This window comes from Gordonia sp. PvP123, assembly GCF_040547295.1.
GTDB lineage: Bacteria > Actinomycetota > Actinomycetes > Mycobacteriales > Mycobacteriaceae > Gordonia > Gordonia terrae.
This window is the reverse complement of sequence record NZ_JBEPPN010000003.1, coordinates 283,753-310,455: the sequence shown is the minus strand read 5'-3', so window position 1 is coordinate 310,455 and position 26,703 is coordinate 283,753. Positions and strand designations below refer to the sequence as shown.

Genomic DNA, 26,703 nt, shown 5'->3' with positions numbered 1-26,703 from the left:
ACGGGCGGGGACCGTCAGCGTCGAAGATCCAGTGCCGCCCGGATGATCGACTCGGTGTCGATGCCGTGGAGGCGATAGACGTCGTCGAGCGAACCCACCTGGCCGAACCTGCTGACACCCAGGGCGGCACCGCGAACCGCGTTGACGCCGGTCAGGAACGCGAGGGTGTGCGGGTGGCCGTCGAGGACGGTGACCATCGGTGCCGCGCGGTCGGCGGGGAAGACCTGGTCGAGGATCCACGACGGGGAGTCGGACAGGCCGCGGCGTGCCTGCATCGCCTCGAAGAGCAGCCCGGGGCTGGTGACGCACACGACGTCGGCGTCCACCCCCTGGTCGGCGAGCCGGTCCGCCGCGGCGAGGGTCTCGGTGACCACCGCACCCATCCCGACCAGGGTGACCTGCGGGGAACTCGTGCGCCGCAACAGATATGCGCCCGCGACCGCATGTCGGCGGCGTCGTTCCCGGGCGGCGGGATCCGTGGGGACGTCGGCGAGCCGCTGGTCGACCGGCCGCGTCGACAGGCGCAGGTACGACGACGTGCCGTCCGGCCGTCCGAGCCGGCCGATGCAGGACAACAGGATCCACTCCACGTCGAGCGCGAAGGCCGGTTCGTAGGTCACACATCCGGGTTGTTCGAGGCCGATCGACGGTGTCGTGATCGACTGGTGCGCACCACCTTCGGCTGCGAGCGTGACCCCCGACGGGGTGCCGACCAGGATCGACTGCCCGCCCGCGTAGATGCCGTACGACCATGGTTCCAGGGTCCGTTCGACGAACGGGTCGTAGAGCACGCCGATCGGGAAGAGTGGTTGACCCCACCTGCTCCACGTCGCACCGAGTTCGCCGATCAGGCCGGCCAGGTTGGTCTCGGCGATCCCGAGTTCCATGTGCTGGCCGGATGGACGTTCCCGCCAGTGCATGATCGTCTCGGAGTCGTCGTCGAACCAGTTGCGCCGCTCGTCCGGCGACCACACGCCGACCTTGTTCAGCCAGCCCGCGAGATTCGTCGTGGAACTGACGTCGGGACTGACCGTGACCACGCGCGCCGACGCCTCGGGCGCAGCCCGCGACAGCGCGAGCAACGCTCGGCCCAGGGCCGCCTGCGTCGTCGATGTCCCCGTCGGGGTCTTGCTGATGTCGGTCGGCACCGCCGGGGGAGGGGTGGGTTCGACGGGGTCGCGACGCAACCTCCGCGCCACCGATTCGCACAATGCGGCGGCCTCGGTGCCATCGGCGAATCCGGACCACGGATCGTCGACAGACGTCCCGAGGGCGGTGGCCAGTTCCCCGTACTGCTCGACCGTCAACAGCGACGAGTGGTTCTGCGGGTGGCCTTCGGTCGGGAGGCCGTGCCCCTTGATGGTGTAGGCGAGGATGACCGTGGGACGGGTGTCGTCGATCTGGTCGTAGGCCGTGCGCAGGGCGTCGAGGTCGTGACCACCGAGGTTGCGGATCGCGGCGAGGAGTGTTGCGTCGTCGACGTCATCGATGACCCGGGTGACCGATTCGGCGTCGGAGCCCTTGCCCGGCAGCCGCTTTCGCACCTCATCTGCGTCACAACGCAGGAGCCGCTGATATTCGGGGTTGGGCATGTCGAGGATGCGGCCTCGCAGTGCCGAGCCGCCCTCACGGGCGAAGAGGGTCTCGAGCAGGCGACCGAACTTGACGGCGATGACCTGCCACCCCGCCGCGGCGAACATCGCCTCCAGCCGGCCGGCGGCGATGTTGGGGACGACCCGATCCAGGGACTGCCGGTTGAGGTCGACGATCCACACCAGCTCGCCGAGTTCGGCGACCGACGGATCGAGGATCGCCTCCCACACCGCCCCCTCGTCGAGCTCGGCATCGCCGACGAGCGAGTACTGACGGCCGAGCACTGTTTCCGACCGGCGGTCGGCCCGGACTGCCTCGATGCCCGCGGCGTCGGCGCCCAGCCTGGTGTCGATGTAGCGGCGGGCCATCGCGCCCCAGATCGGCGCGGTGGCGCCGATGCCCACCGATCCTGTCGAATAGTCAACGGGGTCTGGATCTTTGGTGCGACTGGGGTAGGGCTGCAGGCCGCCGAACTCGCGCAGCGTCGTCAGGTACGACTCGTCGAGCAGTCCCAGCAGGTAGTTGATGCCGTGGAGTACCGGTGCGGCATGGGGTTTCACCGACACGCGGTCACCGGGTCGGAGTTGTTCGAACCACAACGACGTCATGATCGACACCATCGAGGCACATGACGCCTGATGGCCGCCGACCTTCATTCCGGTCGCAGTGGGACGAACGAGGTTGGCGTGGTGGATCATCGAGGTCGACAACCACAGCACGCGGTCCTCGACCTTCCGCAGCGCGTCGGTTGTCGTCCGAGCGTCGCCGGTTGGGCTCGCGATCGTCATGGTGCTCTCCCGGTGGAGTGATCGGCGGAGGTCAGCGCTGGCGTAAGAACCGGGCGGCGGCCGCGGCGCCCCCGCCCGCGGCGCCGAGCACGATCGCGGTCCCGGCCCCGTACTTGGCGGCCTTGCGCGCCGTGCGGAAGTCGTACATCTCCCATCCGCGGACCTTGGCGACGTCGCGCAGGTCGGTGTCGGGGTTGATGGCCACCGCGCGACCGACCAGCGACAGCATCGGCACGTCGTTGTGCGAGTCCGAGTACGCCGTGCAGCGCTTGAGGTTGAGCCCCTCCCGGATCGCGAGGGCGCGGACGGCGTGGGCCTTGCCGGGGCCGTGCAGGATGTCGCCGACGAGCCGTCCGGTGAAGACCCCGTCGACGCTCTCGGCGACGGTGCCCAGCGCCCCGGTGAGGCCCAGGCGGTCCGCGATCGTCTGCGCGAGCTCGACCGGCGTCGCGGTCACCAGCCAGACCTGCTGTCCGGCGTCGAGGTGACGCTGGGCTAGGGCCCTGGTGCCCGGCCAGATCTTGTCGGCGATGTAGTCGTCGAAGATCTCCTCGCCGAGTTCGACGAGTTCGGAGGTCGGTTTGCCGGCGATGAAGGACAACGCCTTCTCCCGGCCCTCGGCGACGTCGCGCGCATTCTCCTTGCCGGTGATCCGGAACTTCGCCTGCGTCCATGCGAAGTCCATGATGTCGCCGTAGGTGAAGTACTTCCGGGCCGCCAGGCCGCGGGCGAAATGCACGATCGAGGCGCCCTGGACCAGGGTGTTGTCGACGTCGAAGAACGCTGCAGCGGTGAGGTCTCGCCGGGGTTCGCCCGGGATGTCGGCCGTCTCGCGCGACCGCAGCGAGTCGACGGCGGCCTTGGCGCTGGCCTCGCCGGCGAGGGTCTGGCGGAGTTCGTGGGCGGTCTGGCGGAAGCGGCCGGTGGCCGCGGTCGCCCGCTGCGAGATCCAGGTCGTGACCCGGTTGTTCTCGTCGTCGCCGAGTTCGTGGAGTTCGGCGTCCTCGTCGAAGTCGTCGGTGAACTCCACTCGGGCGGCGTGCGACTCCCAGTCGTCGCCGGTCGGGCCGTCGCCCTGCATCGGATTGGGCGGGAGATCTGTCGCGTCGTCGGGCGTCTCGTCGTCCTGACGGTCTTCCGGGCCCGGGATCTCGCCCACTGCCCACCTCCCACGCGTAGCGCCAGCACTGCTTGCCCGGTACAGCCTAGTGGTGCCGAGGCCCGAAGTCCGACCCCCGCGCGGTGGCGGATCGCACATCCGCCCCGGGCCGCGTCACCCGGGTGATCGTGCGCGCGCGACGCTGGGAGGATGGTCGCCATGACGGTGGAACTGTTGACCCGTGCAGGCTGTCAGGCCTGCGCGGCGGCCCGAGCCGACCTGACCCGGATCTGCACCGACCTGGGCGTCGGGTTCACCGAGGTCGACGTCGACCGGGCGGCGGACGACGGGCGTGCCGACCTCCGCGCCGAGTTCGGCGACCGGCTTCCCGTGGTCCTGCTCGACGGCGACGAACACAGCTACTGGGAGGTCGACGAACCGCGCCTGCGGTCCGATCTCACCGGCCGTCGGTGAATCGATTCCCACGTCGACGCGGCGTTTAACACAGCACGACCGGTCGCGAGGGGCCGTGTGAACAGATTCACAGGCAAGTTATATCCTCGTTCCCATTCAGAAGAGTCGGGTCTCGGCGTCCGGTCGACGCCGACGAGTGTGCGGGAGTGAGCGTGGGCGCGGAACGTGCGAAGTCGGCTGACGCCGACCCTCCCGCGTCTGCCGTTCCCACCGCCGACATCCCCGCCGCCGACATCCCCGGGCCGACGGTGACCCGGCTGGCCACCTACCTGCACGTGCTGCGCTCGTTCAGTCGCCGCGGCATCCTGCTGGCGTCCAGCGGCGAGCTGGCGACGGCCGCCGGGGTCAATCCCGCCATCCTGCGCAAGGACCTCTCCTACGTGGGCGCCAACGGCGTTCGCGGCGTCGGATACGACGTCGGCCGCCTGACCGCGCGGATCTCGATGACCCTGCACACCGACAGCATCCACACCGTCGCGCTCGCGGGTGCCGGTTCGCTCGGCCGCGCGCTTCTGTCGCACGCAGGCTTCGGACGTGGGTTCCGGGTCGTGGCGATGTTCGACGCCGATCCCGCCCTGGCCGGCGCGGTCCTCGAGTCGGGTGGTCCGCAGGTGGCGCCTCTGACCGACATCGCGACCGTCTGTGCACGGGCGGTCCCGACGGTCGAGATCGCGGTGATCGCCACGGCCGACGACGACGCCCGGCTCGCCTTCGACGCCTTCGTCGCCGCGGGTGTACGGCAGGTGCTCAACGTCACGCCGGTCTCGCTTCCGGCGGAGTCGGATGTCGTCGTCAGACAGGTTGATCTAGCCTTGGAGCTACAGGTGTTGGCTTTCCAGGCCTCTCGCGGGCCGCGCGACGACGTCAAGGAGCCGCGCGGAACGAAGCGGGCTCGCGGGCACCAGGGAAACGCAATGGGTGAAGAAACGGTGACAGCGTGAGTGTTCTGTTGTTCGGGGTGTCGCACCGCAGTGCTCCGGTCGAGGTGCTCGAGCGGTTGGCGGTCTCCGACCACGACCGTCCCAAATTGATCGACGAGCTGCTCTCCTCGCGAGCGATCTCCGAGGCCATGCTCGTCTCCACCTGCAATCGGGTGGAGATCTACGCCGTCGTCGACGCCTTCCACCCGGCGCTCGAGGCCGTCGGCGCCGTCCTCGGCGATCACTCCGGCATGACCGTCAACGAGATGACCCGCCACGCCTACGTCCGGTACTCCGAGGCCGCCGTCGAGCATCTCTTCACCGTCGCGGCGGGCCTCGATTCGCTGGTCGTCGGCGAGCAGCAGATCCTCGGCCAGATCCGCAACGCCTACCTCAGCGCCGACGCCAACGACTCCGCCGGGCGCGTCCTGCACGAACTGGCCCAGCAGGCACTGCGCGTCGGCAAGCGGGTACACACCGAGACCGGTATCGACCGGGCGGGTGCCTCGGTGGTCTCCGTCGCACTTCACCGCGCCAAGGCGCTGCTCACCGATCCCGCGACCGGCGCACACCGCCTGCGCCGCGCGGTCGTCGTCGGTGCCGGTGCGATGGGTGGTCTGGCCACCGCGCAGCTGGCCCGTGAGGGCGTCACCGAGATGGTCGTGGTGAACCGGACCGTCGACAAGGCCGACCATCTCGCGGGCAACATCGCCGCCAATCACGGCATCGACGTCCGGGGCGTCGGACTCGACGACCTGCCGGCCGCGATGGCCACGGCCGACGTCGTCGTGACGTGTACGGGTGCGATCGGCGCGGTCGTCGGCGTGGGATCGGTGCACGAGGCTCTCGCGTCTCGCGCCGGCGCCGGGAACGCGGCCGCGCCGCTCGTCATCTGCGACCTCGGTCTCCCGCGCAACGTCGACCCGGCCGCCGCGCGACTTCCCGGCGTGCACATCGTCGACATCGAGGGTCTGCGGGGCGACTCCGAGACCCAGGCCGCCGAGAACGACACCCTCGCGGCGCGGTCGATCGTCGCGTCCGAACTCGCCGACTACCTCACCCACCAGCGTCAGGCCGAGGTCACCCCGACCGTCGCAGCATTGCGCCAGCGCGCCGCCGACGTCGTCGAGGCGGAGATCCTGCGTCTCGAGACCCGGCTTCCCGACCTCGAGGGCGCACAGCGCGACGAGGTCGCCAAGACCGTCCGTCGCGTCGTCGACAAGCTCCTGCATGCGCCGACCGTTCGGGTCAAGCAACTGGCGTCGACCCCCAACGGGGACCACTACGCCGAGGCGCTGCGCGAACTGTTCGAACTCAAGCCCGGTGCGGCCGAAGCTGTTTCGGCTCCCGACCACATCGGTGGCCTGCCCGCGGGTGACGCGGCGGGCGAGCTGGGCGACCGATGAGCGCAACCTCTCCCGCGCCGATCCGGATCGGCACGCGGGGTTCACTGCTGGCGACCACCCAGTCGCAGACCATCGCCGATGCGTTGACCGCCGCCGGGCATCCCGCCGAACTGGTCATCATCAAGACCGCCGGTGACGCCTCGGCCGCGCCGGTGGCCGAGATCGGCGTCGGGGTGTTCACCACCGCGATCCGCGTGGCGCTCCGGAACGACGAGGTCGACGTCGCCGTGCACTCGTACAAGGACCTCCCGACGGCGCCCGAGGACGACCTCACCATCGCGGCCGTCCCGACGCGCGTCGATCCCCGCGATGCACTGGTCGCACGCGACGGACTGGTGCTCGGCGAGCTCCCACCCGGCTCGGTCATCGGCACCTCGGCCCCGCGACGGGCCGCGCAGCTTAAGGCATTGGGTCTCGGTTTGGAAATCCGCCCCCTACGAGGCAACCTAGATTCTCGGTTGGGCAAAGTCGCCAGCGGCGAACTCGACGCAGTCGTGGTCGCCCGCGCCGGGCTCGTGCGGATCGGACGGACCGAAGTGGTCTCCGAAGCGCTCGAACCGGTGGTCATGCTGCCGGCTCCGGCGCAGGGTGCACTCGCTGTGGAGTGCCGCTCAGACGATGCCGAACTGGTGAGAATTCTCGCCGAGTTGGACGACAAGTCCACCCGCGCGGCCATCGATGCCGAACGGGCGGTACTCGCGGCTCTCGAAGCCGGCTGTACCGCACCGGTCGGAGCGATCGCGGAGGTGGTCGAGTCGATCGACGAGGACGGGCGCATCTTCGCCGAGCTGTCGCTCCGAGCGGCAGTGGCGGCCGAGGACGGATCGGACGTGATCCGCGCTTCGGCGGTGGGTCCGGTCGATCATGCCGTTCAGCTGGGCAAGGATCTCGCCGCCGAACTGCTGGAGCTGGGAGCGGGCGACCTCGTCAACTCTCCCTAGCAGAGAACGAACTGCAGCCCTCGCCGAGAGGGCAGGAGAGTGCGAACCCATGAGCCGTACGAAGAAGGCAAATCCCGGACGGATCCTGTTCGTGGGGTCGGGTCCAGGGGACCCAGACCTGCTCACCGTGCGGGCGCGCACCGTGATCACCAACGCGACCACGGCCTACATCGACCCCGATGTGCCCGCGCCGGTGGTGTCGCTGATCGGTAGTGCGCATCGCGACGAACCCGCCGCCGACACTCGCCGATCCACCAAGAAGGCCGAGAAACCCGCCGACGACGCGGCGACTGCCGCTCCGGCCGACGAGCCGCAGGCCGTCGGTGACGAGACCGGCAAGGCTGATGCCGGACAGGCCGACGAGGAGTCGGTGGTCCGACCGGCACTCGGCGACCCGGCCGAGGTCGCGAAAACCCTCGTTGCCGCGGCCCGCAACGGCGACGACGTCGTGCGCGTGGTCTCCGGAGATCCGCTGACCACCGACTCGGTCCTCGCCGAGGTGAACGCCGTCGCCCGCACGTCGGTCACCTTCGAGGTCCTGCCCGGCCTGCCCGCCGCCTCCGTCGTGCCGAGCTACGCCGGCATGCCGCTCGGCTCGACCCACACCGAGGCCGACGTCCGCGGCGAGGTCGACTGGGCCGCACTGGCCGCCGCCCCGGGCCCGCTGGTGCTGCACGCGACGTCGGGTCACCTCGCCGAGACCGCGAGTGCGCTCACCGAACACGGCATGGCGCCCCAGACCCCGGCAGCGATCACCATCAACGGCACGACCTGCGCCCAGCGCACCATCGAGGCCACGCTCGCGACGCTCAACGAGCAGGGCAACGCGCTCACCGGCCCGCTGATCGTCACGGTCGGCAAGGTGGTGGGTGCGCGCGGCAAGCTCTCCTGGTGGGAATCGCGCGCCCTGTACGGCTGGACCGTCCTGGTTCCGCGCACCAAGGACCAGGCCGGCGACATGAGCGAGCGGCTCGTCAGCCACGGCGCCATGCCCAAGGAGGTGCCGACCATCGCGGTCGAACCGCCGCGGAGTCCGGCGCAGATGGAACGCGCCGTCAAGGGACTGGTCGACGGGCGTTACCAGTGGGTCGTGTTCACCTCCACCAACGCGGTCCGCGCGGTGTGGGAGAAGTTCGCCGAGTTCGGACTCGATGCCCGCGCGTTCTCCGGCGTCAAGATCGCCTGTGTCGGTGAGGCCACCGCCGAGAAGGTCCGATCGTTCGGTATCAACCCCGAACTCGTGCCGTCGGGTGAGCAGAGCTCACTGGGACTCCTCGAGGACTTCCCGCCCTACGACGACGTCTTCGACCCGGTGAACCGAGTCCTGTTGCCGCGCGCCGACATCGCCACCGAGACGCTGTCCGAGGGTCTGCGTGACCGCGGTTGGGAGATCGATGACGTGACGGCCTACCGCACCGTGCGCGCGGCACCGCCGCCCGCCGAGACCCGCGAGATGATCAAGACCGGCGGCTTCGATGCGGTCTGCTTCACCTCGAGCTCGACGGTCCGCAACCTCGTCGGTATCGCCGGAAAGCCGCACGCGCGCACCATCGTCGCGTGCATCGGACCCAAGACCGCCGAGACCGCAACCGAATTCGGACTCCGGGTGGATGTGCAGCCGGAGAACGCGTCGGTGCTCGAACTGGTCGACGCGCTCGCCGAGCACGCCGCCCGGCTCCGGGCCGAGGGTGCACTTCCGCCCCCGCGCAAGAAGTCTCGCCGCTCGCGTTCGTGAGTTCGAAGGGACCTCAATGTCACCCGTGATCCGGCCCCGGCGGCTGCGTACCACCCCGGCGATGCGTCGGCTGGTCGCCGAGACCTCACTCGAGCCGCGACACCTGGTCTTGCCGATGTTCGTCGCCGACGGCATCGACGAGCCGGTGCCGATCTCGTCGATGCCGGGCGTCGTGCAGCACACGATGGACTCGCTGCGCGGTGCCGCAGCCGAGGCGGTCGCGGCCGGCGTCGGCGGGCTGATGCTGTTCGGTGTGCCGCGCGCGGAGGACAAGGACGCCACCGGGTCGGGCGCCGACGCCGAGGACGGGATCCTCAACCGGGCCCTGCGCACCCTCGCCGACGACCTCGGGGACTCGACGGTCCTCATGGCCGACACCTGCCTCGACGAGTTCACCGACCACGGGCACTGCGGCGTCGTCGACGGCCGGGGTCGCGTCGACAACGACGAGACCCTCGAGCGGTACGTGTCGATGTCCCTGGCGCAGGCGCGAGCGGGTGCACATCTCCTCGGGCCGAGCGGGATGATGGACGGTCAGGTCGCCACGATCCGTGCCGCCCTCGACGCGGAGGGCTTCACCGACACGGGGATCCTGGCCTACGCCGCGAAGTACGCCTCGGCGTTCTACGGCCCGTTCCGGGAAGCGGTCGGCTCGTCGTTGCAGGGCGACCGGCGCACCTACCAGCAGGATGCGGCCAACCGGCTGGAGGCGCTGCGCGAGGTCCGTCTCGACCTCGAGGAGGGCGCCGACATCGTGATGGTGAAGCCGGCGATGAGCTACCTCGACATCGTGCGCGACGTCGCCGAGATGAGCGACGTCCCGGTCGCGGCGTATCAGATCAGCGGCGAGTACTCGATGATCTCCGCGGCCGCCGAACGGGGCTGGATCGACCGGGACGCCGCGATCCTGGAGTCACTGACCGGCATCCGGCGGGCCGGCGCGTCGATCGTCCTGACCTACTGGGCGGCCGAGGTGGCACAGCGCCTGTCGTGATCCCGCGCGCAGCGCTCGCGGCGATCCCGGTTCACTAGGCTGGTCCCATGTCCGCACCGTACGGCCCCGCGCCCGAGTCCGACCCCGGCGCGTCGTCGCAACCGAAGATCCCCGACTCCGTCTCCATCGCCGTCGAGCTGTGGGTGGTGGTGATCGTCGGCCAGATCGTGGCGCTGTTCGCGCAGACCGGCACCTTCGTGGACATGATCGGCGAGCAGGTGCGTGCGGCTCCCCAGGAGGGCATCCCACCCGAGCAGGTCGACTTCATGACGTCGTCGGGATTCGTGGTGGGTGTGCTGGTGGTGACCTCGCTGTTCCTGACCGCGATCACCGCGTTGATCGTCTGGTTCACCCGGAAGGGCTACAACTGGGCCCGCGTCGTGCTGTCGGCGATGGGTGTCTATGTCGTGGTCAGCCTGCTGTTCTCGCTGTTCGGCGACACGTCACCGGCGTGGGCGATGATCCCGCAGGTGATCAGTGGCGTCGCGGCGCTGGGTGCGACGGTGCTGCTGATGCGGGGCGACTCCGAGAAGTACTGCCGGGCCATGGCGCAGGCGCGCAAGCCGCAGCCGGTACACCCGCCGATGCCACCCTATCCGTACGGCCAGAATCCGTACGGCCAGAACCCCTACAGCCAGAACCCGTACGGCCAGAATCCGTACGGCCAGAACCCGTACGGCCAGAACACGCCGTATGGTGACAGCGAGTACCGAGGTGAGCGCATCGGCCCGCACCCGGAGAACCCTCACCCGGAGAACCCCCAGCCCGGGAAACCGGCCCCCGAGAACCAGAACGAAGGACCGAAGAACCAGTGACAAGTCCCGATCCGGCGCTGCGTCCGAAACTCGTCGTCTGGGCCTACCGGTGCTGGTTGACCTCGGGTGCGCTCCTGATCGCGCTCGGCGCACTCGTCATCGTCGTGTCCGCGGTCGGCGACTCCGGGACCGTCACGTCCGGAGTGCTGGGCGCCATGGTCGTCGTCGTGGGTGTCGCCTACATCCTGCTGGGCAGCAAGGCGTTCACCGGCGACGCGAGATGGCGCTCGTCGCTGGCGGCGCTGACCCTGGTCGTCGTGGCGATGCTGCTGTTCCTGAGCCTGGGGATGAACTTCTTCGCGTTCCCGTTGCTGGCGGGCATCATCGGCCTGTTCGGGTCGTTGCTCGCCTACCGGCCACCCGCCGAGACCTGGTACACCGGCAAGGAGCCGGAGGCCCCGGCTCGCCGGTCCCGCAAGAAGAACACATGACGGCCGACCCGGCCGGCTCCGAGCCCGACCCCGAAACCGACGCCCCGGAGTCCGACGGCACCGATTCCGACGTCCCGGCGCCCGACCCGGTCGAACCGGCGGGGGAGGTTCTGTTCGCCGAGTCCGGCGGTAGTTGGTGGGTGGTCCTGATCGGCCCGATCCTGGTCGGCGCGGTCCTGGCCGTGGAGATCACCGGGCCGGGTCAGGTGCACTGGCCGGTGCTCATGATCTTCTTCGTGCTGCTTCTCGGGTTCTCCCTGGTGCAGGTGTCCGCCGCCCGCCGCCACGTCAGCGTCGAGCTCACCGAGACCACGCTCCGGCAGGGCGCGGTCACGACCCCGCTCGCGGACATCCGGAAGATCTTCCCGCCCAACCACGGTCACGCCCCGGAGGACTGGGAGAGTGCGTCGGCGCTCGGTGAGCTGCACGGCGTACCCCGGCGGCGTAAGGGGATCGGTGTGGAGCTGACCTCGGGGACACTCGCGCAGGCGTGGGCCCGGGACGTCGAACGGTTGCGCAGCGAACTCACGCAGGCACACGAGGCCGTCCGGTTGGGTCTGCCGCCCCGCGGCGCCTCGACGACGGGAACCGACCCGGCGGATCAGGAATCGACCGAGTGACGGCCCGCCCGGCTGTCGCGGTAGGCGCGGCGTCGTAGGTCGCCGAGCCAGGACGGCGCGAACTCGACGCCTTCGGGCCGGTGCAGGATCGGGTCGAAGTCGACGTCGAGTCCGGTGAGGACGTGGTCGAGCTCGATCCGGACCACCGGCACGAAGCGTCCGACGCCGGCCTCGAGGACGATCACGATCGGCTGGTTGCGGCGCAGGCGGGCGGCCAGATCCTCGATCGAGAGTCCCGAGGACTCCGACGGCTCGAGGATGCGGGCCCGAATCCAGTACAGCTCGCCGTCGTAGCGGTACGGAGTCAGGCTCGACACCGCGGTGGCCCAGTGCGTCGTCGGGAGCGGCACGGGCACGCGGCCGGCGAACGGGGCCGGGCCGGCAAGCAGGAGGTCCCAGGCGCCGGTGGCGTTGGTCGAGGACGAGACGCCGCCGCCACCCACCGCGCCATGGTCGGTCGACGGAAAACGGATGGCGAGCCCCACGATGTCCGGTAGGCCGCCGGGCGTGCCGATCCCCTTCGACACCCGCACCGACACCGGGCCGCTGCGGAAGGGCAATGGGTGATCCGCGGACAGTGCGGCGCGTCCCCCGCACAGCAGACCGTCGGGGTGGAACACCCGGGCGTGCCTGAGGGCGGCGAGCCAGCGGAACGGGGTCGTGAGGAGGTCGGGTACTGCGGTCATGAGAACTCCGGTTGTCGGGTGGTCGCACGCGCCCGGTCGCGGACCGCGCAGCGTGGTCTCCACAGCGGCGTCGGCGGCAGTATGCCCGCTGTGCCGATGGGCAAACACCGGCCCGGAACGCACCGCGGCCACCGTCTACTCGACGGTGGCCGCAGTGGTTGTGAAGCGGGTTCAGCCGTTCTGCAACATGGGTGCGCGCAGCAGTTCTTCGGGGACACCGAATGCGTCGACGAGCGACCGAGCGTGCGGGCGCAGCTCCTGGCAGAGTTCGTTCACCCCGCGCCGGATGGCCTTCGCGCGCTCCACCGAGATGTGCCGGTGCATCAGGAACCAGGACAGGTCGTCCTCCAGCGCCGAATAGACGAACAGATCGCACACCTTGCCCAGAAGATCTGCCGCGGAACGAGAATCGCAGTTCTCGATCGCCTCGACGAAGGCCTCGAGCACAACACGCTCGATGTGTGCGTGCCCCACCTTCAACAGGTGGTCCTGGGCATTGTTGAACACCTCGAAGGCGTCGTTGTCGTCGTCGAGGGCGCGGCGCAGTCGTTGCGCGCACGTGCGGACCAGGTGGTCTTCGCGATTGCGGAACAGTCGGATCTGCGTGCTGCGGTCGGTGAGCGCGGACTTCTCGGTGTCCTCGTCGGAGCCGTCGAGCAGGGTCTGCACGACCTGCCGGACCGCGGTCTTCTCGGCCACCACATCACGTGCCATCCCGGCGATGAACCGTACCCAGCCACCGGCCGAGAGTCCTTGCACGTCTTCGGAGTACGCCGACAGCAGTTCTTTCGCGATCAGCTGCGTCATGATCGTGTTGTCGCCCTCGAAGGTGGTGAACACGTCGATGTCGCCGCGCATGATCGACAGCTGGTTCTCATCGAGATAGCCTGCGCCGCCGCATGCTTCGCGGCTGACATTGATGGCGTGGGAGGCGTGCCAGGTGGCGTAGGCCTTCAGGCCGGCGGCCTGGCCCTCGAGCTGGCGCTGACGACCGGCGTCGGAGTCGTCGGGCGCGACCGACTGGACCTCGTGCAGCTCGTCGACGATCTCGTTCTGCGCGAAGCCGATCGCGTACGACTTGGCGATGAGCGGCAACAGCTTTCGCTGGTGGCCGAGGTAGTCCATCACGGTGATCTCGTCGGTGCCCTCGGGTGCCTCGAACTGCTTGCGGATCAGTCCGTAGCGGGTCGAGAGGGCCAGGGCCTTGCGGCCGGCCGCACCCGCCGTCGCGGCCACGCTGACGCGACCGCGGATGAGCGTGCCGAGCATCGTGAAGAAGCGGCGGTTGGTGTTCTCGATCGGGGAGCTGTAGCTGCCGTCGTCGGCGACGTCGGCGTACCGGTTCAGCAGATTCTCCGCGGGGATGCGGACGTCGTCGAACATGATCCGGCCGTTGTCGACGCCGGCCAATCCGCCCTTGTATCCGCAGTCGCTCGTCGTGACGCCCGGCAGGTCGTTGCCGTCCTCGTCGCGGATCGGCACCACGAAGCAGTGCACGCCGCGGCCCTCGGGCTCCTCGTCGGGCCCGCCGGTGACGAGCTGCGCGAACACCGCGGCGTAGCGGGCGTGGGCGGCGGCGCCACCGATGTAGTCCTTGCGCGACGACGGGGTCGGGGAGTCGATCACGAACTCGCGGGCGTCGCGGTCGTAGGTCGCGGTGGTCTCGATGGCCTGGACGTTCGAGCCGTGGCCGGTCTCGGTCATCGCGAAGCACCCGAGGACGCTGAGATCGATGATCCCGGGCACGAATTTCTCGTGATGTCGTGCGGTGCCGAGGTTTTCGACGGCACCGCCGAAGAGGCCCCACTGCACACCGGCCTTGACCATCAGCGACAGGTCCGCGTAACCGAGCATCTCGATGGCGGTGATCGACGCGCCGATGTCCCCGCTGCCGCCGTGGTCTTCGGCGAATCCGGCGGCGGCGAAGCCCTGGGAGGCCAGTTCGCGCATCACCTCGAGGGTGTGGGCGCGCGCCTCGTCGAGGGTCCGGGCCGGGTCGGGCAGGAGGTCGGCGCGATTGGAGTTCTCCCGCACCGTCTCCCTCGTCGCGCGCCAGCGACCGTCGAGAACGAACCGCAGATTGTCGACGAGCAGGGCACGCTCGTCCGCGGACAGCTCGTCGTCGGCGGATACCGATGCCGGCGTCACCGGGTCGTCGACGGTCGGCTCGGTGGCGATGGGCGTCGGGCTCGTCATCGACGGGGTCTTCTCGTCCGAGCTCTTCTCGGCCGGAGTCTTCTCGGAGGGAGCGGTGGGGGTTGCCATGGCTCCACCGTACGTAGTGACCCGGCGTCGGACCTAGCTTTTGTGGCGCCTGCTACTGACGAGTAATGATCGCCATCCGCAGTACGGGTCGGCGCCGAACCGCCTTCTCGGGGCCGGTCTGCCGACCACTCCGCCGCGGTGTGGTGATACTTGATCCATGTCAGTCGTGGACACCGATCCGGCCGCGTTCCGCATGCGCGTCGTCGCCGAGTCCATCCGGTTGTTCAGCGAGCACGGCTACGAGTCGACGACCGTCGAACAGCTCGCCGCGGCCGCCGGCATGTCACGTCGCACGTTCTTCCGGCAGTTCGGATCCAAAGAGGATGTGATCTTCGCCGACCACGAGTCGTTGCTGACGCAGGTCGGCGACCGGCTCGCCACCGGTGACGACGACCCGTGGCTTGCCGTCTGTGCCGCCGCGGAGCTGGTGTTCGGCCACTTCGTCCGGGACCGGGAACTCGCGGTGCGTCGGGCGCAGGTGGTCCAGGAGGTGCCGGCGCTGCGGGACCGGGAACTGGTCACGACCTATCGCTACCAGGGCGCTTTCGAGGAGTTCTTGCGTGCACGCCTGCCCGAGGAGTCGCCGGTCCACGTCGTCGCCTACGTGGCGGCGGTCACCGGCACCCACAACTTCCTGCTCCGGCAGATGATCCGCGGCGACGCCGGGGCCACGCCGGAACGTCTGCGCGTGGAGCTGGAACGGGTAGCGGTGGCACTCGGTGCCGCACGTGGTGGGACTGCATCGACGCCGGTGGTGGAATCGGGCAGACAGGTCACCGTCGTCACCTACCCGGCGGGCACTCCGCCTGCCGAAGTCGCACGTCGCGTAGCCGAAGAGCTGGGGGAGGGCTGAGCCCGACGAACGGCCGCGGGACAATGGCCGCGGATTCGAGGACAATCGCCCGGGTAAGGGTTCGTGCGGATTGACATGGCACTGAGTGCCGTGCTGCACTGGTCGTCAACATCTGCCGGTACACGCGTGCCGGGAACGAACAGGCACCGCAGGTGCCGTGAGGAGTTGTCATGGGTTACGGAAATCCCGACTTCAACGTCTTCGAGCTCCCGGAAGAGCACATCGCGCTGCGCGAGGCGATCCGTGCTCTCTCGGAGAAGGAGATCGAGCCCCACGCCGCCGACGTCGACGAGAACTCGCGGTTCCCGCAGGAGGCCCTCGACGCCCTCGTCGCCTCGGGTTTCAACGCCATCCACGTCCCCGAGGAGTACGGCGGCCAGGGCGGCGACTCGATCGCGGCATGCATCGTCATCGAAGAGGTCGCCCGTGTCGACGCGTCGTCGTCGCTGATCCCCGCCGTCAACAAGCTGGGCACCATGGGCCTGATCCTGAACGGCTCCGACGAACTCAAGCAGCAGGTGCTGCCGTCCATCGCCTCCGGCGAGGCGATGGCGTCGTACGCACTGTCCGAGCGCGAGGCCGGTTCCGACGCCGCGGGTATGAAGACCCGCGCACGCAAAGACGGCAACAACTGGGTCCTCAACGGCACCAAGTGCTGGATCACCAACGGCGGCAAGTCGTCCTGGTACACGGTGATGGCGGTGACGGACGCCGACAAGAAGGCCAACGGCATCTCCGCGTTCATGGTCCACAAGGACGATCCCGGCTTCACCGTCGGACCGCTGGAGAAGAAGCTCGGTATCAAGGGTTCGCCGACCGCAGAACTGTACTTCGAGGACTGCACGATCCCGCTCGACCGCATCATCGGCGACGAGGGCACCGGCTTCAAGACCGCCCTGCAGACCCTCGACCACACCCGCCCGACCATCGGCGCGCAGGCCGTCGGCATCGCGCAGGGTGCGCTCGACCAGGCGATCGCATATGTCAAGGACCGCAAGCAGTTCGGCAAGCCGATCAGCTCGTTCCAGGGCGTCGAGTTCATGATCGCCGACATGGCGATGAAGGTCGAGGCCGCGCGCCTCATGGTCTACACCTCGGCCGCTCGCGCCGAGCGTGGCGAGAAGAACCTGGGCTTCATCTCGTCGGCGTCGAAGTGCTTCGCGTCCGACGTCGCGATGGAGGTCACCACCGACGCCGTGCAGCTCTTCGGCGGCGCCGGATACACGCGCGACTTCCCGGTCGAGCGCATGATGCGCGACGCCAAGATCACCCAGATCTACGAGGGCACCAACCAGATCCAGCGCGTCGTCATGAGCCGCGCGCTGCTGCGCTGATCGCCCCGACCGCTGGTTGAGATATCACGATCTCGCCCCGTCGGCTTCGGCCGGCGGGGCGAGCTGCGTTCCCGCGGTGCCGTTTCCGTCCCGCTGATGGGATCGAATCAGCGGCACGGAATTGGCGACGCGGGAAGGGTGTCCGTGAGGTGCTAGGCGTACGCCGACCGGAACTCGATGCGGGCGTGCTGGTTTCGGGCCGCGTCGCGGAAGTTCTTCATCGCACGCTCCATGTGAAAGCCGTTGGTCACGATGATGGCGCCGTTGGCGCCCATGGCCTTGAGCATGCCGACGGTGTAGTGGGCGTTCTGCACGGTCGAGGTCGACCGTCCCTCGTTCACCATCTGCCACATGGGGATTCCGCGACGGATGAGTCCGAGATTCATGAACTGCGCCTCGGTGACGGGCAGCCAGTGGGTGTCGCCGCCGGAGACGATAATGCGGTTGAACGGGTGCTTCTTGCCCAGGTTGGCTGCCACGTTCAGGCGGCGCTTGAGCACGTCCGGGGTCTGGCCGAGGACGCCGAACTTGGCACCGAGTACGACGATGTACCGAGTTCCCGGGCTCTGCCACAGGAAGTTGCTGTTGGGTGTCCCCAGTTCGGAGCTGCCGAGATCGACACTGCCGAAATCGGTGCTGACCGCGGCATTCTGGACATTCGCGACCGGTTCCGACGGTGCGACCGCGATCGCCACCGAAGCGGCGGTGGCGATCGCGGTCGCGGCAGCCGCGGTCGTGAGGGTTCTACGACGCATGGTGACCGAGTGTAGGGATCAGTACGGCCGTGCAGGTATCAGATCGATAACACCTGCATCACTAGTCACATACGTAACACCGTCACGTCAGGGCGACGTACTTCACCGAGAGGTACTCGTCGATGCCCTCGCTACCGCCCTCGCGCCCGATCCCGGACTGCTTGATCCCGCCGAACGGCGCTGCGGCGTCGGAGATCACGCCTCGATTCACCCCCACCATGCCTGAGTCCAGACGCTCCGCGACCCGCATGCAGCGCTCGAGATCGCGACTGTAGAAGTACGACGCCAGGCCGTACTCGGTCGAGTTCGCCGCTTCGATGCCGGCGGATTCGTCGTCGAACGTGCTGATCACCGCGACGGGGCCGAAGATCTCCTCGCGTGTCACCGGCGCGTACGGGTCGACGTTGTCGAGAACCGTTGCCGGATAGAAGAAGCCCCGACCTTCCGGACGTTCACCACCCAACCGCACCCGGGCGCCGTCGGCGACGGCCTGCTCGACCGCCTCGGCGACCTTGTCCCGCTGATCGGCGTTCACCAACGGTCCCAGGGTCACCCCGTCGGAGTACCCCGGGCCCATGCGGACCTCCGACATCTTCGCCACGAGCTTCTCGGTGAACTCCTCGGCGACGCCGGCCTGCACCAGGAATCGGTTGGCCGCGGTGCAGGCCTCACCGCCGTTGCGCATCTTGGCGGCGAATGCGCCCTCGACGGCAGCATCGATGTCGGCGTCGTCGAAGACGAGGAACGGGGCGTTGCCCCCGAGTTCCATCGACGTCCGCAGAACGCGATCGGCGGCCTGGCCGAGCAGGCTGCGGCCCACCGGCGTCGAACCGGTGAAGCTGATCTTGCGGATGCGGTCGTCGGTGATGAGCGTCGACGACACGTCTCCGCTCGACGTGGTGGGCAGGACCGACAGCACGCCGGGCGGGAGGCCGGCCTCGGCGAAGGCCTCGGCCAGCGCGAGCATCGTCAGCGGTGTCTCGCGGGCCGGTTTGACGAGGATGACGTTGCCTGCCGCGAGCGCGGGGCCGATCTTTCGGGTCCCCATCGCGAGCGGGAAGTTCCACGGGGTGATCGCCAGGCACGGCCCGACCGGTTGGTGGGCCACCAGGATGCGCCCGTTGCCGGCCGGTGCCGGACTGAATCGACCCCCCACGCGCACGGCTTCTTCGGCGAACCAGCGCAAGAACTCGAGGCCGTAGGTGGTCTCGGCGCGACTGTCGGGCAGGGCGCGGCCGAGTTCGAGGGTCATCAGCATGGCGATGTCGGCGGCGCGGTCGGTGAGCAGTTCGAAGGTCCGGCGGAGGATCTCCCCGCGCTCACGTGGCGCGGTGGCCGCCCAGCCCGCCGACGCGGCGACGGCGGAATCGAGAGCGTGGCGGGCGTCGGCGACTCCTGCGTCGGCGACCGCGACAAGCGACTCCTCGGTCGCGGCGTCGTGGACCTCGAAGGTCGCGCCGTCGGCGGCCGGGGTGGACCGACCGTCGATCCAGAGTCCGGTGGGCACGCCGTCGAGCACGGCCTGCGGGTCGAGAATCTCCTTGTCGCTCATGCGCATTCACATCCTCGTCACTCGGCTGCGGGACTCCGCCCGGAGCGGAGGTCCCCTCGGCGCACCACGCTACTCGCGTGGGCCGGGGACTGGTCGATGGTTGCCGACGGGCTCCGCCGCACGCAGGATGGCGGGATGAACGCACGCAGGTTCGGCGATCGACGTCCACGGCGACTGATCCGGTCCGGACTCGTGCTGCTCGTGGCGGGCACCGTCCTCGCCGGATGCGCACAGTCGACGCAGAACGATGCACAGTCGACGGAAACACCTGCACGGTCGACGCAAACGCCCGCACAGTCGACGGAAACGCCTGCACAGTCGACGGAGAACGACGCACGGTCGACGAAGCACGTCAACCTCGGCGACAGTTTCAGCGCCGGGACCGGCGTGAGCCCGCTCGAGGCGGACTCACCGATCTACTGCCAGCGGTCGTCGAAGAACTACGCGCACATCGTCGCCGTGGACGAGGACTTCGACCTCACGGACGTCAGCTGCGCGGGCGCCGACACCGACGACTTCCGGGAGGCGCAGCACCAGGGCGTACCGCCGCAGCTCGACGCCCTCGACGACGACACCGACGTGGTGACGCTGATGATCGGTGGCAACGACAAGCAGACCTATGGCCGGGCGATCCGGCTCTGCAGCGAACTCGCCGACGTCGACCGCTCGGGGGCGCCGTGCACCGATCGCTATGGGAGTTCGCTGATCGACCCGGTCGCCGCCGACATCTACCCGGCCGTCCGGCAGGCGTTGCGCGACGTCCGGGACCGCGCGCCGAACGCCCGCATCTTGTTGACCGGTTACCCGTGGCTGCTTCCGCCGACCGTCGGCTGCTACCCCGAGATGCGTCTCGCCGAAGGTGACGTGCCGATGATCCGCGAACTGCAGACGGCGCTGAACACCTACGGGCGGCGGGCGGCGGAGGACGAGGGGGTGGAGTTCGTCGACATGTCCCAGGTGTCCGAAGGTCACGACGCCTGTGCCGGCGACGAACGGTGGATCGAGCCGATGACCACGGCGGGCCCCGGCGCGGTGCACCCCAACGAGCAGGGGCAGGCGGCGATCGCCGAGCAGGTGCGCAAGGCGCTCGCGGGATAGTCCGGCCACCGCACGACCACGTTCCGACACCTCTGACCAGCGAGGATTTGGGTCACCCGGTGCCGTTTGGAACACTGTAGGCCGTGACTCCTTCCGCTGCTGCCACGCCTGCTCCCGGAACGGCCGCCTCCGCCGCGCTGTTCACCCGTGCGACGCAGGCCATCCCGGGTGGCGTCAACTCCCCGGTGCGCGCGTTCTCCGCGGTCGGCGGGACCCCGCGCTTCATCTCCTCCGCAGCCGGGTGCCGGCTCACCGACGCCGACGGCAACGACTACGTCGACCTCGTCAGCTCGTGGGGTCCGATGATCCTGGGACACGCACACCCGGCCGTCGTCGAGGCGGTCCGTGAGGCGGCCACCGGCGGTCTGTCCTTCGGTGCGCCCACCGAGGCCGAGATCGAACTCGCCGAGGAGATCATCGGCCGCGTCGATCCCGTCGAGCGTGTCCGGCTGGTGAACTCCGGCACCGAGGCGACGATGTCGGCGATCCGGCTCGCCCGCGGGTACACCGGCCGCTCCAAGATCATCAAGTTCGCCGGCTGCTACCACGGTCACGTCGACGCGTTGCTGGCCGCCGCGGGTTCCGGCGTCGCCACGCTCGGCCTGCCGACCAGCCCCGGTGTCACCGGCGCGTCGGCACACGACACCCTCGTCCTGCCCTACAACGACCTCACCGCCGTCGCCGACGCCTTCGCCCAGTTCGGCGACGACATCGCCGCTGTCATCACCGAGGCGGCGGCCGGGAACATGGGCGCGGTCGCGCCGGTGGAGGGCTTCAACGCCGGACTGCGCGACCTGACCCGACGCCACGGCGCGTTGCTCATCATGGACGAGGTCATGACCGGTTTCCGGGTGAGCCCGAGCGGCTGGTACGGGCTCGAGGGCGTCGCCGGCGACCTCTACACCTTCGGCAAGGTGATGAGCGGGGGACTGCCCGCCGCCGCGTTCGGCGGCCGGGCCGACGTGATGGAACGGCTCGCGCCGACCGGGCCGGTCTACCAGGCCGGCACGCTGTCGGGGAATCCCGTCGCGGTCGCCGCCGGGCTCGCGACCCTGCGCCACGCCGACGTCGAGGTCTACCGCACGCTCGACGCCAACGCCGACCGGCTCGGGGCGCTGCTGCACGAGGCCCTGACCGCGGCCGGGGTGGCCCACCGCGTGCAGAAGGCGGGCAGCCTGCTGAGTGTGTTCTTCACTACCGACCCGGAGATCCCGATCGTCGACTACGCCGGCGTCTCGGCCACCGAGACCTGGCGGTTTGCGCCCTTCTTCCACGCTCTGCTCGAGCGCGGCGTGTACGCACCACCGAGCGCCTACGAGGCCTGGTTTGTGTCCGCGGCGCTCGACGAGGATGCTTTCTCGCAGATCGCCGATGCGCTGCCCGCGGCAGCGCAGGCGGCCGCGACCGCAGCCACACCGGGGGACAACGCCTGATGCACACGATCGTCCACATGATGCGCCACGGGGAGGTCGACAACCCGGACGGCATCCTCTACGGCCGTCTGCCCGGTTTCCGCCTCTCCGGCGACGGCCAGGCACAGGCACGCAAGGTCGCCGACGCGCTCGCCGACCACGACGTCAAAGCCGTGTTCGCCTCGCCGCTGCAACGTGCGCAGGAGACGGCCACGCCGATCGCCGCCGCACACGGCGTCCCCATCCTGACCAACGACGACCTCATCGAGGCCGAGAACGTCTTCGAGGGCCTCAAGGTCTCGGTCGGCGACGGTGCGCTGAGCAAACCGCGGCACTGGCCGAAGCTGCGTGACCCGTTCACACCGTCCTGGGGTGAGCCCTACATCCAGCTCGCGCACCGCATGCTCGCCGCGGCCAACACGGCGCGCGACGCGGCCCGCGGACACGAAGCCGTCTGCGTCAGTCACCAGCTGCCCGTCTACACGCTGCGCCGGTTTCTCGAAGGTCAGCGTCTGTGGCACGACCCGCGTCGCCGGCAGTGCTCGCTGGCCTCGCTGACCAGCCTGATCTACGACGACGACGCGCTCGTCGACATCATCTACTCCGAACCGGCCGGGGCCTCGGACCCGCTCGCCACCGGTGCGTGAGCCGGCTGTGACAGAAGTCCCGCTCGCTGCGCTCCCGGCGACAGAAAAAGAAGTGAAGGTCTGACGTAGTGCGCAAGTTCCTCCTGCCGGCGATGTTGTCGGCCCTGGTCATGCTGATCGCCGGCTGCAGCACCGGCGACGACGCGGTCGCGCAGGGGAATACCTTCCAGTTCGTCTCGCCGGGCGGACAGACCGTCATCACCTATGTGCCCGACGAGCGCAAGCCGATCGCCGATGTCACCGGCGAAGACCTGGTCTCCGGGCAACCGCTGTCGCTGTCCGATGACCGCTTCGCCGGCAAGGTCGTCGTCGTCAACGTGTGGGGATCATGGTGCGGCCCCTGCCGCGGCGAGGCCGACGACCTCGAGCGCGTCTACGAACGCAACCGCGCCGACGGGGTGGAGTTCCTCGGCATCAACCTGCGTGACGACCGCGAGTCCGCGAAGGACTTCGTCATCGACCGCAACGTCGGATTCCCGTCGATCTACGACTTCCCGGGCATGTCGCTCGCCGCGCTGACCACGCCCACCTCGGTGGTGCCGACGACGATCGTGCTCGATCGGGAGCACCGTCCGGCGGCGGTGTTCCTGAAGGCGATCTCCGACAACGAGCTCGACGAGGTCGTCAAGCGCGTCGTGGCCGAGCCGGCAGGGTCGGTGTGATGCTCGCGTCCACCCTGCAGCCGTCCACCTCGGAACCGGCGACCCTGATGCTCGCCTCGTCGATCGGCGACACATTCGCCGACACCGTCTCCAGCGGACCGCTTCTACTCGCCGTCGCCGCCTGCCTGCTCGCCGGACTCGTGTCCTTCGCCTCTCCGTGCGTCGTCCCGCTCGTCCCGGGTTACCTGTCGTACCTCGCGGGTCTCGTCGGGGCGGAGGCGCCCGCGGTGAAGGTGGGCGAGAGCGCGAAGAGCGGCCGCTCGCGCGTCGCGCTCGCGGCGGGCCTGTTCGTCCTCGGCTTCACCGTCGTCTTCGTCGCCGCCACCGCCACCGTCCTCGGCGTGACGAGCACCTTCGTGCTGAATCGTGAACTGCTGCAACGCATCGGCGGTGTCGTCACCATCGCGATGGGCCTGGTGTTCATCGGTCTCATCCCGGCGCTGCAGCGCGAGGTCCGCTTCGAGCCGCGGCGGGTCTCGAACATCGTCGGGGCGCCGTTGCTCGGTGCGGTCTTCGCGCTCGGCTGGACACCGTGCCTCGGACCGACCCTGGCCGCGGTGATCGCCACCGTCAGCGGAACCGAGGGGTCGACGGCGGCCAAGGGTGTGACCCTCATCGTCGCGTACTGCCTCGGCCTGGGCCTGCCCTTCGTGGTGCTGGCGTTCTCCTCGGCGTGGGCCCTGCGCAGTCTCGGCTGGCTCCGTCGGAACGCCCGCGCGATCCAGGTGGTCGGCGGGGTCCTGCTGATCGGGGTCGGCGTCGCCCTGCTGACCGGCTGGTGGGACCAGTTCATCGTCTGGGTCCAGGTCCGCTTCGTCACCGACACCCAACTACCGATCTGAGTGCTGGACCCATGACCGATCTGACCGACCGCCCGCAGGTGGACACCCCCGAGCCGGCCCCGAAACCCCACTGGGCCCGTCGTCGTCTGCTGTGGCCGCTGCGCAACCTGTGGCGTTCGCTGACCTCGATGCGGACCGCGCTGATCCTGCTGTTCCTGCTCGCGCTCGCCGCGATCCCCGGTGCGCTGCTCCCGCAGCGTGAGCTCAACGAGCAGAAGACCCTCGAGTACATCGCCGCCCGCGGTCAGCTCGGTGTCTGGATGGACCGTCTGCAGCTGTTCGACGTCTTCTCCAGCGCCTGGTTCACCGCCATCTACGTGCTGTTGTTCATCTCGCTGGTCGGCTGTCTGACGCCGCGGATGGTCGAGCACTTCCACAGCCTGCGCGCGAAGCCCGTCGCCGCACCGCGCAACCTGTCCCGTCTGCCGCGGCACGTCACCCACACCGTCGACGGCGACCCCGAAACCGTCGCGCGCCGGATCGACGGCCGGTTGCGCGGCTGGCGACGCGAGGTCGTGGTCCGCGAGCCGAGCAAGGCATACCCGGACGGATGCGTCGAGGTGTCCGCCGAGAAGGGCTACCTCCGCGAGTTCGGCAACCTCGTCTTCCACTTCGCCCTGCTGGCGTTGCTGGTCTCGATCGCGCTGGGCAAGATGTACGGCTACGAGGGCACCCGCAGTCTCGTCGCCGACGGTGAGCAGGGGCTGTGCAACACCTCGACCGCCGTCTACGACTCGTTCCGCGCCGGCAACCTGGTCGACGGCACGGACCTGTCGCCCTTCTGCTTCCGCGTCGACGACTTCTCGGCGACCTTCTTGCCCAGCGGCCAGCCCGACATGTACGACGCCACCATCCGGTACGCCGCGGGCAGCGATGGCAGCGTGGGCAACCTCGGTGACCCCGCCGGCTGGGCGACCACCTCGGTGCGGGTCAACGAACCGCTGCGCGTCGCGGGTGATCGCGTCTACGTGCTGGGCAACGGCTTTGCACCGACGTTCACGGTGACCTTCCCCAACGGGGAGAAGCGCACGCAGACGACGCCGTTCGTCCCCGACGAACTCCAGACGATGCTGTCGTCGGGGGCTGCCCGCTTCGACACCCCGGCGGGCCTCTATCCCGACGCCGACACCCGTCGCAAGAACCAGATCGCCCTCGAGGGCCTGTTCGCGCCGACCGCGTCGTTCCACGGTTCGCTGCTGACCTCGTCGTCGCCGGAACCCGACGACCCCTTCGTCGCCATCCGGATCTTCAAGGGCGACACCGGTCTCGACACCGGCAAGCCCCAGAACGTCTACTCGCTCGACCAGGACCTCATCGAGCAGGGCCGTCTCCAGCGTCAGGCCCAGGTGAACCTCGGAGTCGGTCAGAGCCACACCCTGGCCGACGGCACGACGGTGACCTTCGACGGTTACGAGCGCTGGGTGTCGGTGCAGGTCTCGCACGATCCCGCCCAGGTCTGGGTGCTGGTGAGCTCGATCGTGATGCTCGGCGGCCTGCTGGTGTCGCTGCTGATCCGTCGCCGGCGCATCTGGGCGCGGCTGGTCCCGGTTCCGGCCGCGAGCTCGCAAGCCGACGGCGATGGTCGGGCCGATACGCAACGACGTACTGTAGTAGAGATTGCCGGGCTGGCGCGTACCGATCAGGCCGGCTGGGGTGAGGGCTTCGACGAGCAGGCGGCCGATCTCGTGGCTGGCGACGCCGACGCACCCGCCTCGCGGCGGACGACCCGGCGGCTCTAGCAGCCGGCGAAAGGAAGCACATGAACTCCGAAGCTCCGGCGATGCCGATCGACGAGACGCTCGCGCGGTACTCCGACCTGCTGTACGGCACCGCCATGACGGTCTATGTCGTCGCGGTCATCTTGTTCCTGGGTGCGCTCGCCGCGGTCCGGGGTCGGCGTCTCGAGCAGAAGCAACTGGTCAACGCCGGTGCGAGCGGGACGGAGGCCCGGATGCCGGGTCGCGTCGACGAGTCGTCGCGGCGGACTCTCGGTGAGAAGCTCGGCAACATGGGGCTGCCGGTCGTGGTCGTCGGACTCGTCGCCCACATCGGGTCGATCGTGCTGCGCGGTATCGCGACCGACCGCGCACCCTGGGGCAACATGTACGAGTTCATCTCGATGACGTGTGCCGCGGGCGTGCTCGCCGGACTGGTCATCCTGCGCAAGCGCGAACACCGTCCGCTGCTCTCGTTCGTGCTGTTGCCCGTGATCCTGCTGATGTTCATCGCCGGCCGGTGGCTCTACACCCAGGCGGCACCCGTCGTGCCCGCCTTGAAGTCGTACTGGCTCGCTGTACACGTGTCGATCATCTCGGTGTCGTCGGGCATCCTCTTGGTGTCGGGTGTCGCGAGCATCCTCTACCTGATCAAGATGCGCTGGGCGGCGAACTCGCCCGACGACTCCGCCGCGGTCTCCACCCGTCCGGGTCTCGCGGGTGCGGTCCGTCGTGTCGTCGAGCACCTGCCGTCGGCCGAACAGCTCGACCGGCTGGCCTACAAGTGCGTGGTGATCGGCTTCCCGCTCTTCGGACTCGGAGTCATCTGCGGTGCCATCTGGGCCGAGGCGGCCTGGGGCCGGTTCTGGGGCTGGGACCCCAAGGAGACGGTGTCCTTCATCGCGTGGGTGATCTACGCGGCCTACCTGCACGCGCGCGCGACAGCGGGCTGGCGCAACAACGCCGCGGCCTGGATCAACGTCGCCGGATTCGTGGCGATGCTGTTCAACCTGTTCATCATCAACCTGGTCGTGTCGGGCCTGCACTCCTACGCGGGTCTGTAGGA

Annotated in this window: 24 protein-coding genes; 18 read left to right on the top strand and 6 right to left on the bottom strand. The window is 69.2% G+C overall.

The annotated features are described in order from the left end of the window. Positions 1–14: 14 nt before the first annotated feature. Complete coding sequence (locus ABIC25_RS06825) at positions 15–2,381, bottom strand: transketolase-like TK C-terminal-containing protein (protein WP_354560578.1); 2,367 nt, start codon at positions 2,379–2,381, stop codon at positions 15–17. Positions 2,382–2,412: 31 nt separating this feature from the next. Next, positions 2,413–3,540: an HAD family hydrolase gene (locus tag ABIC25_RS06820; RefSeq protein WP_064569619.1), complete on the bottom strand. Its 1,128-nt coding sequence runs from the start codon at positions 3,538–3,540 to the stop codon at positions 2,413–2,415. A 159-nt stretch (positions 3,541–3,699) separates the two neighbouring features. On the opposite strand from ABIC25_RS06820, the gene ABIC25_RS06815 reads away from it, so the two are divergent. The 9 genes from ABIC25_RS06815 to mce1N all read left to right on the top strand — a co-directional run bounded on the left by ABIC25_RS06815 (position 3,700) and on the right by mce1N (position 11,816). Further along, entirely contained in the window at positions 3,700–3,954 is a 255-nt protein-coding gene (locus tag ABIC25_RS06815; RefSeq protein WP_064569635.1) for a glutaredoxin family protein, read from the top strand. Between the two features lie 152 nt (positions 3,955–4,106). Beyond that, positions 4,107–4,895 carry a redox-sensing transcriptional repressor Rex gene (locus ABIC25_RS06810; protein ID WP_354560576.1) on the top strand — a complete coding sequence of 263 codons (789 nt, stop codon included), beginning with the start codon at positions 4,107–4,109 and terminating at the stop codon, positions 4,893–4,895. Further along, a complete protein-coding gene (locus ABIC25_RS06805; RefSeq protein ID WP_101820117.1) occupies positions 4,892–6,280 on the top strand; it encodes a glutamyl-tRNA reductase in 1,389 nt (462 codons plus the stop codon). The genes ABIC25_RS06810 and ABIC25_RS06805 overlap by 4 nt, the downstream gene beginning before the upstream one ends. After that, positions 6,277–7,221 (top strand): hydroxymethylbilane synthase, encoded by a 945-nt coding sequence (hemC, locus tag ABIC25_RS06800; RefSeq protein WP_004019953.1) that lies wholly within the window; start codon positions 6,277–6,279, stop codon positions 7,219–7,221. Before ABIC25_RS06805 ends, hemC begins: the two co-directional genes overlap by 4 nt. A gap of 49 nt (positions 7,222–7,270) precedes the next feature. Continuing rightward, positions 7,271–8,956, top strand: a complete 1,686-nt coding sequence (locus tag ABIC25_RS06795) for a bifunctional uroporphyrinogen-III C-methyltransferase/uroporphyrinogen-III synthase (RefSeq protein WP_354560574.1) — start codon at positions 7,271–7,273, stop codon at positions 8,954–8,956. A 16-nt stretch (positions 8,957–8,972) separates the two neighbouring features. Then, positions 8,973–9,950: a porphobilinogen synthase gene (hemB, locus tag ABIC25_RS06790; protein WP_004019951.1), complete on the top strand. Its 978-nt coding sequence runs from the start codon at positions 8,973–8,975 to the stop codon at positions 9,948–9,950. 47 nt (positions 9,951–9,997) lie between these two features. Further along, entirely contained in the window at positions 9,998–10,765 is a 768-nt protein-coding gene (locus ABIC25_RS06785; RefSeq protein WP_354560572.1) for a hypothetical protein, read from the top strand. Further along, on the top strand, positions 10,762–11,196 hold the full coding sequence (locus tag ABIC25_RS06780) for a hypothetical protein (RefSeq protein WP_064569615.1): 435 nt from the start codon (positions 10,762–10,764) through the stop codon (positions 11,194–11,196). Before ABIC25_RS06785 ends, ABIC25_RS06780 begins: the two co-directional genes overlap by 4 nt. Then, positions 11,193–11,816 (top strand): transport-regulating membrane protein Mce1N, encoded by a 624-nt coding sequence (gene mce1N, locus ABIC25_RS06775; protein WP_354560571.1) that lies wholly within the window; start codon positions 11,193–11,195, stop codon positions 11,814–11,816. Before ABIC25_RS06780 ends, mce1N begins: the two co-directional genes overlap by 4 nt. Here mce1N and ABIC25_RS06770 read toward each other — a convergent pair. Together ABIC25_RS06770 and ABIC25_RS06765 are read right to left on the bottom strand one after the other, a co-directional pair. Further along, positions 11,798–12,502 carry a hypothetical protein gene (locus ABIC25_RS06770; RefSeq protein ID WP_354560569.1) on the bottom strand — a complete coding sequence of 235 codons (705 nt, stop codon included), beginning with the start codon at positions 12,500–12,502 and terminating at the stop codon, positions 11,798–11,800. The two genes, mce1N and ABIC25_RS06770, sit on opposite strands and share 19 nt — an antisense overlap. Before the next feature lie 171 nt (positions 12,503–12,673). Next, the gene (locus tag ABIC25_RS06765; protein WP_354560567.1) at positions 12,674–14,767 is read right to left on the bottom strand and encodes an acyl-CoA dehydrogenase family protein; all 2,094 of its coding nucleotides are present in this window, start codon (positions 14,765–14,767) and stop codon (positions 12,674–12,676) included. A gap of 157 nt (positions 14,768–14,924) precedes the next feature. Between ABIC25_RS06765 and ABIC25_RS06760 the strand changes: the two genes are divergently transcribed. After that, positions 14,925–15,620 carry a TetR family transcriptional regulator gene (locus ABIC25_RS06760; RefSeq protein WP_101820122.1) on the top strand — a complete coding sequence of 232 codons (696 nt, stop codon included), beginning with the start codon at positions 14,925–14,927 and terminating at the stop codon, positions 15,618–15,620. Between the two features lie 170 nt (positions 15,621–15,790). Continuing rightward, positions 15,791–16,954 carry an acyl-CoA dehydrogenase gene (locus ABIC25_RS06755; protein WP_064569611.1) on the top strand — a complete coding sequence of 388 codons (1,164 nt, stop codon included), beginning with the start codon at positions 15,791–15,793 and terminating at the stop codon, positions 16,952–16,954. A 152-nt stretch (positions 16,955–17,106) separates the two neighbouring features. On the opposite strand, the gene ABIC25_RS06750 is transcribed toward ABIC25_RS06755, so the two are convergent. Both ABIC25_RS06750 and ABIC25_RS06745 read right to left on the bottom strand, forming a co-directional pair. Continuing rightward, a complete protein-coding gene (locus ABIC25_RS06750) occupies positions 17,107–17,709 on the bottom strand; it encodes a YdcF family protein (RefSeq protein ID WP_004019943.1) in 603 nt (200 codons plus the stop codon). A gap of 82 nt (positions 17,710–17,791) precedes the next feature. Continuing rightward, complete coding sequence (locus tag ABIC25_RS06745) at positions 17,792–19,261, bottom strand: NAD-dependent succinate-semialdehyde dehydrogenase (protein ID WP_354560565.1); 1,470 nt, start codon at positions 19,259–19,261, stop codon at positions 17,792–17,794. A gap of 135 nt (positions 19,262–19,396) precedes the next feature. Between ABIC25_RS06745 and ABIC25_RS06740 the strand changes: the two genes are divergently transcribed. The 7 genes from ABIC25_RS06740 to ccsB all read left to right on the top strand — a co-directional run bounded on the left by ABIC25_RS06740 (position 19,397) and on the right by ccsB (position 26,701). Beyond that, positions 19,397–20,359, top strand: a complete 963-nt coding sequence (locus ABIC25_RS06740; RefSeq protein WP_354560563.1) for an SGNH/GDSL hydrolase family protein — start codon at positions 19,397–19,399, stop codon at positions 20,357–20,359. Between the two features lie 83 nt (positions 20,360–20,442). Continuing rightward, on the top strand, positions 20,443–21,792 hold the full coding sequence (hemL, locus tag ABIC25_RS06735) for a glutamate-1-semialdehyde 2,1-aminomutase (RefSeq protein WP_354560561.1): 1,350 nt from the start codon (positions 20,443–20,445) through the stop codon (positions 21,790–21,792). Next, the gene (locus ABIC25_RS06730) at positions 21,792–22,418 is read left to right on the top strand and encodes a histidine phosphatase family protein (RefSeq protein ID WP_004019939.1); all 627 of its coding nucleotides are present in this window, start codon (positions 21,792–21,794) and stop codon (positions 22,416–22,418) included. Before hemL ends, ABIC25_RS06730 begins: the two co-directional genes overlap by 1 nt. A gap of 68 nt (positions 22,419–22,486) precedes the next feature. Further along, entirely contained in the window at positions 22,487–23,080 is a 594-nt protein-coding gene (locus tag ABIC25_RS06725; RefSeq protein WP_354560559.1) for a TlpA family protein disulfide reductase, read from the top strand. Then, a complete protein-coding gene (locus tag ABIC25_RS06720) occupies positions 23,080–23,922 on the top strand; it encodes a cytochrome c biogenesis CcdA family protein (RefSeq protein WP_064569633.1) in 843 nt (280 codons plus the stop codon). The genes ABIC25_RS06725 and ABIC25_RS06720 overlap by 1 nt, the downstream gene beginning before the upstream one ends. Before the next feature lie 11 nt (positions 23,923–23,933). After that, positions 23,934–25,661 carry a cytochrome c biogenesis protein ResB gene (gene resB / locus ABIC25_RS06715; protein WP_354560557.1) on the top strand — a complete coding sequence of 576 codons (1,728 nt, stop codon included), beginning with the start codon at positions 23,934–23,936 and terminating at the stop codon, positions 25,659–25,661. A gap of 20 nt (positions 25,662–25,681) precedes the next feature. Continuing rightward, a complete protein-coding gene (gene ccsB / locus ABIC25_RS06710; RefSeq protein ID WP_354560555.1) occupies positions 25,682–26,701 on the top strand; it encodes a c-type cytochrome biogenesis protein CcsB in 1,020 nt (339 codons plus the stop codon). Positions 26,702–26,703: the final 2 nt, after the last annotated feature.

Excerpts from the sequence above, each read along its gene's own strand:
- ABIC25_RS06795 (WP_354560574.1), top strand. The coding sequence starts at position 7,271 with ATGAGCCGTACGAAGAAGGCAAATCCCGGACGGATCCTGTTCGTGGGG.
- mce1N (WP_354560571.1), top strand. The coding sequence starts at position 11,193 with ATGACGGCCGACCCGGCCGGCTCCGAGCCCGACCCCGAAACCGACGCC.
- ABIC25_RS06740 (WP_354560563.1), top strand. The coding sequence starts at position 19,397 with ATGAACGCACGCAGGTTCGGCGATCGACGTCCACGGCGACTGATCCGG.
- ABIC25_RS06745 (WP_354560565.1), bottom strand. The coding sequence starts at position 19,261 with ATGAGCGACAAGGAGATTCTCGACCCGCAGGCCGTGCTCGACGGCGTG.
- ABIC25_RS06765 (WP_354560567.1), bottom strand. The coding sequence starts at position 14,767 with ATGGCAACCCCCACCGCTCCCTCCGAGAAGACTCCGGCCGAGAAGAGC.
- ABIC25_RS06750 (WP_004019943.1), bottom strand. The coding sequence starts at position 17,709 with ATGCGTCGTAGAACCCTCACGACCGCGGCTGCCGCGACCGCGATCGCC.
- ABIC25_RS06755 (WP_064569611.1), top strand. The coding sequence starts at position 15,791 with ATGGGTTACGGAAATCCCGACTTCAACGTCTTCGAGCTCCCGGAAGAG.
- ccsB (WP_354560555.1), top strand. The coding sequence starts at position 25,682 with ATGAACTCCGAAGCTCCGGCGATGCCGATCGACGAGACGCTCGCGCGG.
- ABIC25_RS06785 (WP_354560572.1), top strand. The coding sequence starts at position 9,998 with ATGTCCGCACCGTACGGCCCCGCGCCCGAGTCCGACCCCGGCGCGTCG.
- ABIC25_RS06760 (WP_101820122.1), top strand. The coding sequence starts at position 14,925 with ATGTCAGTCGTGGACACCGATCCGGCCGCGTTCCGCATGCGCGTCGTC.
- ABIC25_RS06815 (WP_064569635.1), top strand. The coding sequence starts at position 3,700 with ATGACGGTGGAACTGTTGACCCGTGCAGGCTGTCAGGCCTGCGCGGCG.
- hemB (WP_004019951.1), top strand. The coding sequence starts at position 8,973 with ATGTCACCCGTGATCCGGCCCCGGCGGCTGCGTACCACCCCGGCGATG.
- ABIC25_RS06720 (WP_064569633.1), top strand. The coding sequence starts at position 23,080 with ATGCTCGCGTCCACCCTGCAGCCGTCCACCTCGGAACCGGCGACCCTG.
- ABIC25_RS06730 (WP_004019939.1), top strand. The coding sequence starts at position 21,792 with ATGCACACGATCGTCCACATGATGCGCCACGGGGAGGTCGACAACCCG.
- ABIC25_RS06825 (WP_354560578.1), bottom strand. The coding sequence starts at position 2,381 with ATGACGATCGCGAGCCCAACCGGCGACGCTCGGACGACAACCGACGCG.
- ABIC25_RS06770 (WP_354560569.1), bottom strand. The coding sequence starts at position 12,502 with ATGACCGCAGTACCCGACCTCCTCACGACCCCGTTCCGCTGGCTCGCC.
- hemC (WP_004019953.1), top strand. The coding sequence starts at position 6,277 with ATGAGCGCAACCTCTCCCGCGCCGATCCGGATCGGCACGCGGGGTTCA.
- resB (WP_354560557.1), top strand. The coding sequence starts at position 23,934 with ATGACCGATCTGACCGACCGCCCGCAGGTGGACACCCCCGAGCCGGCC.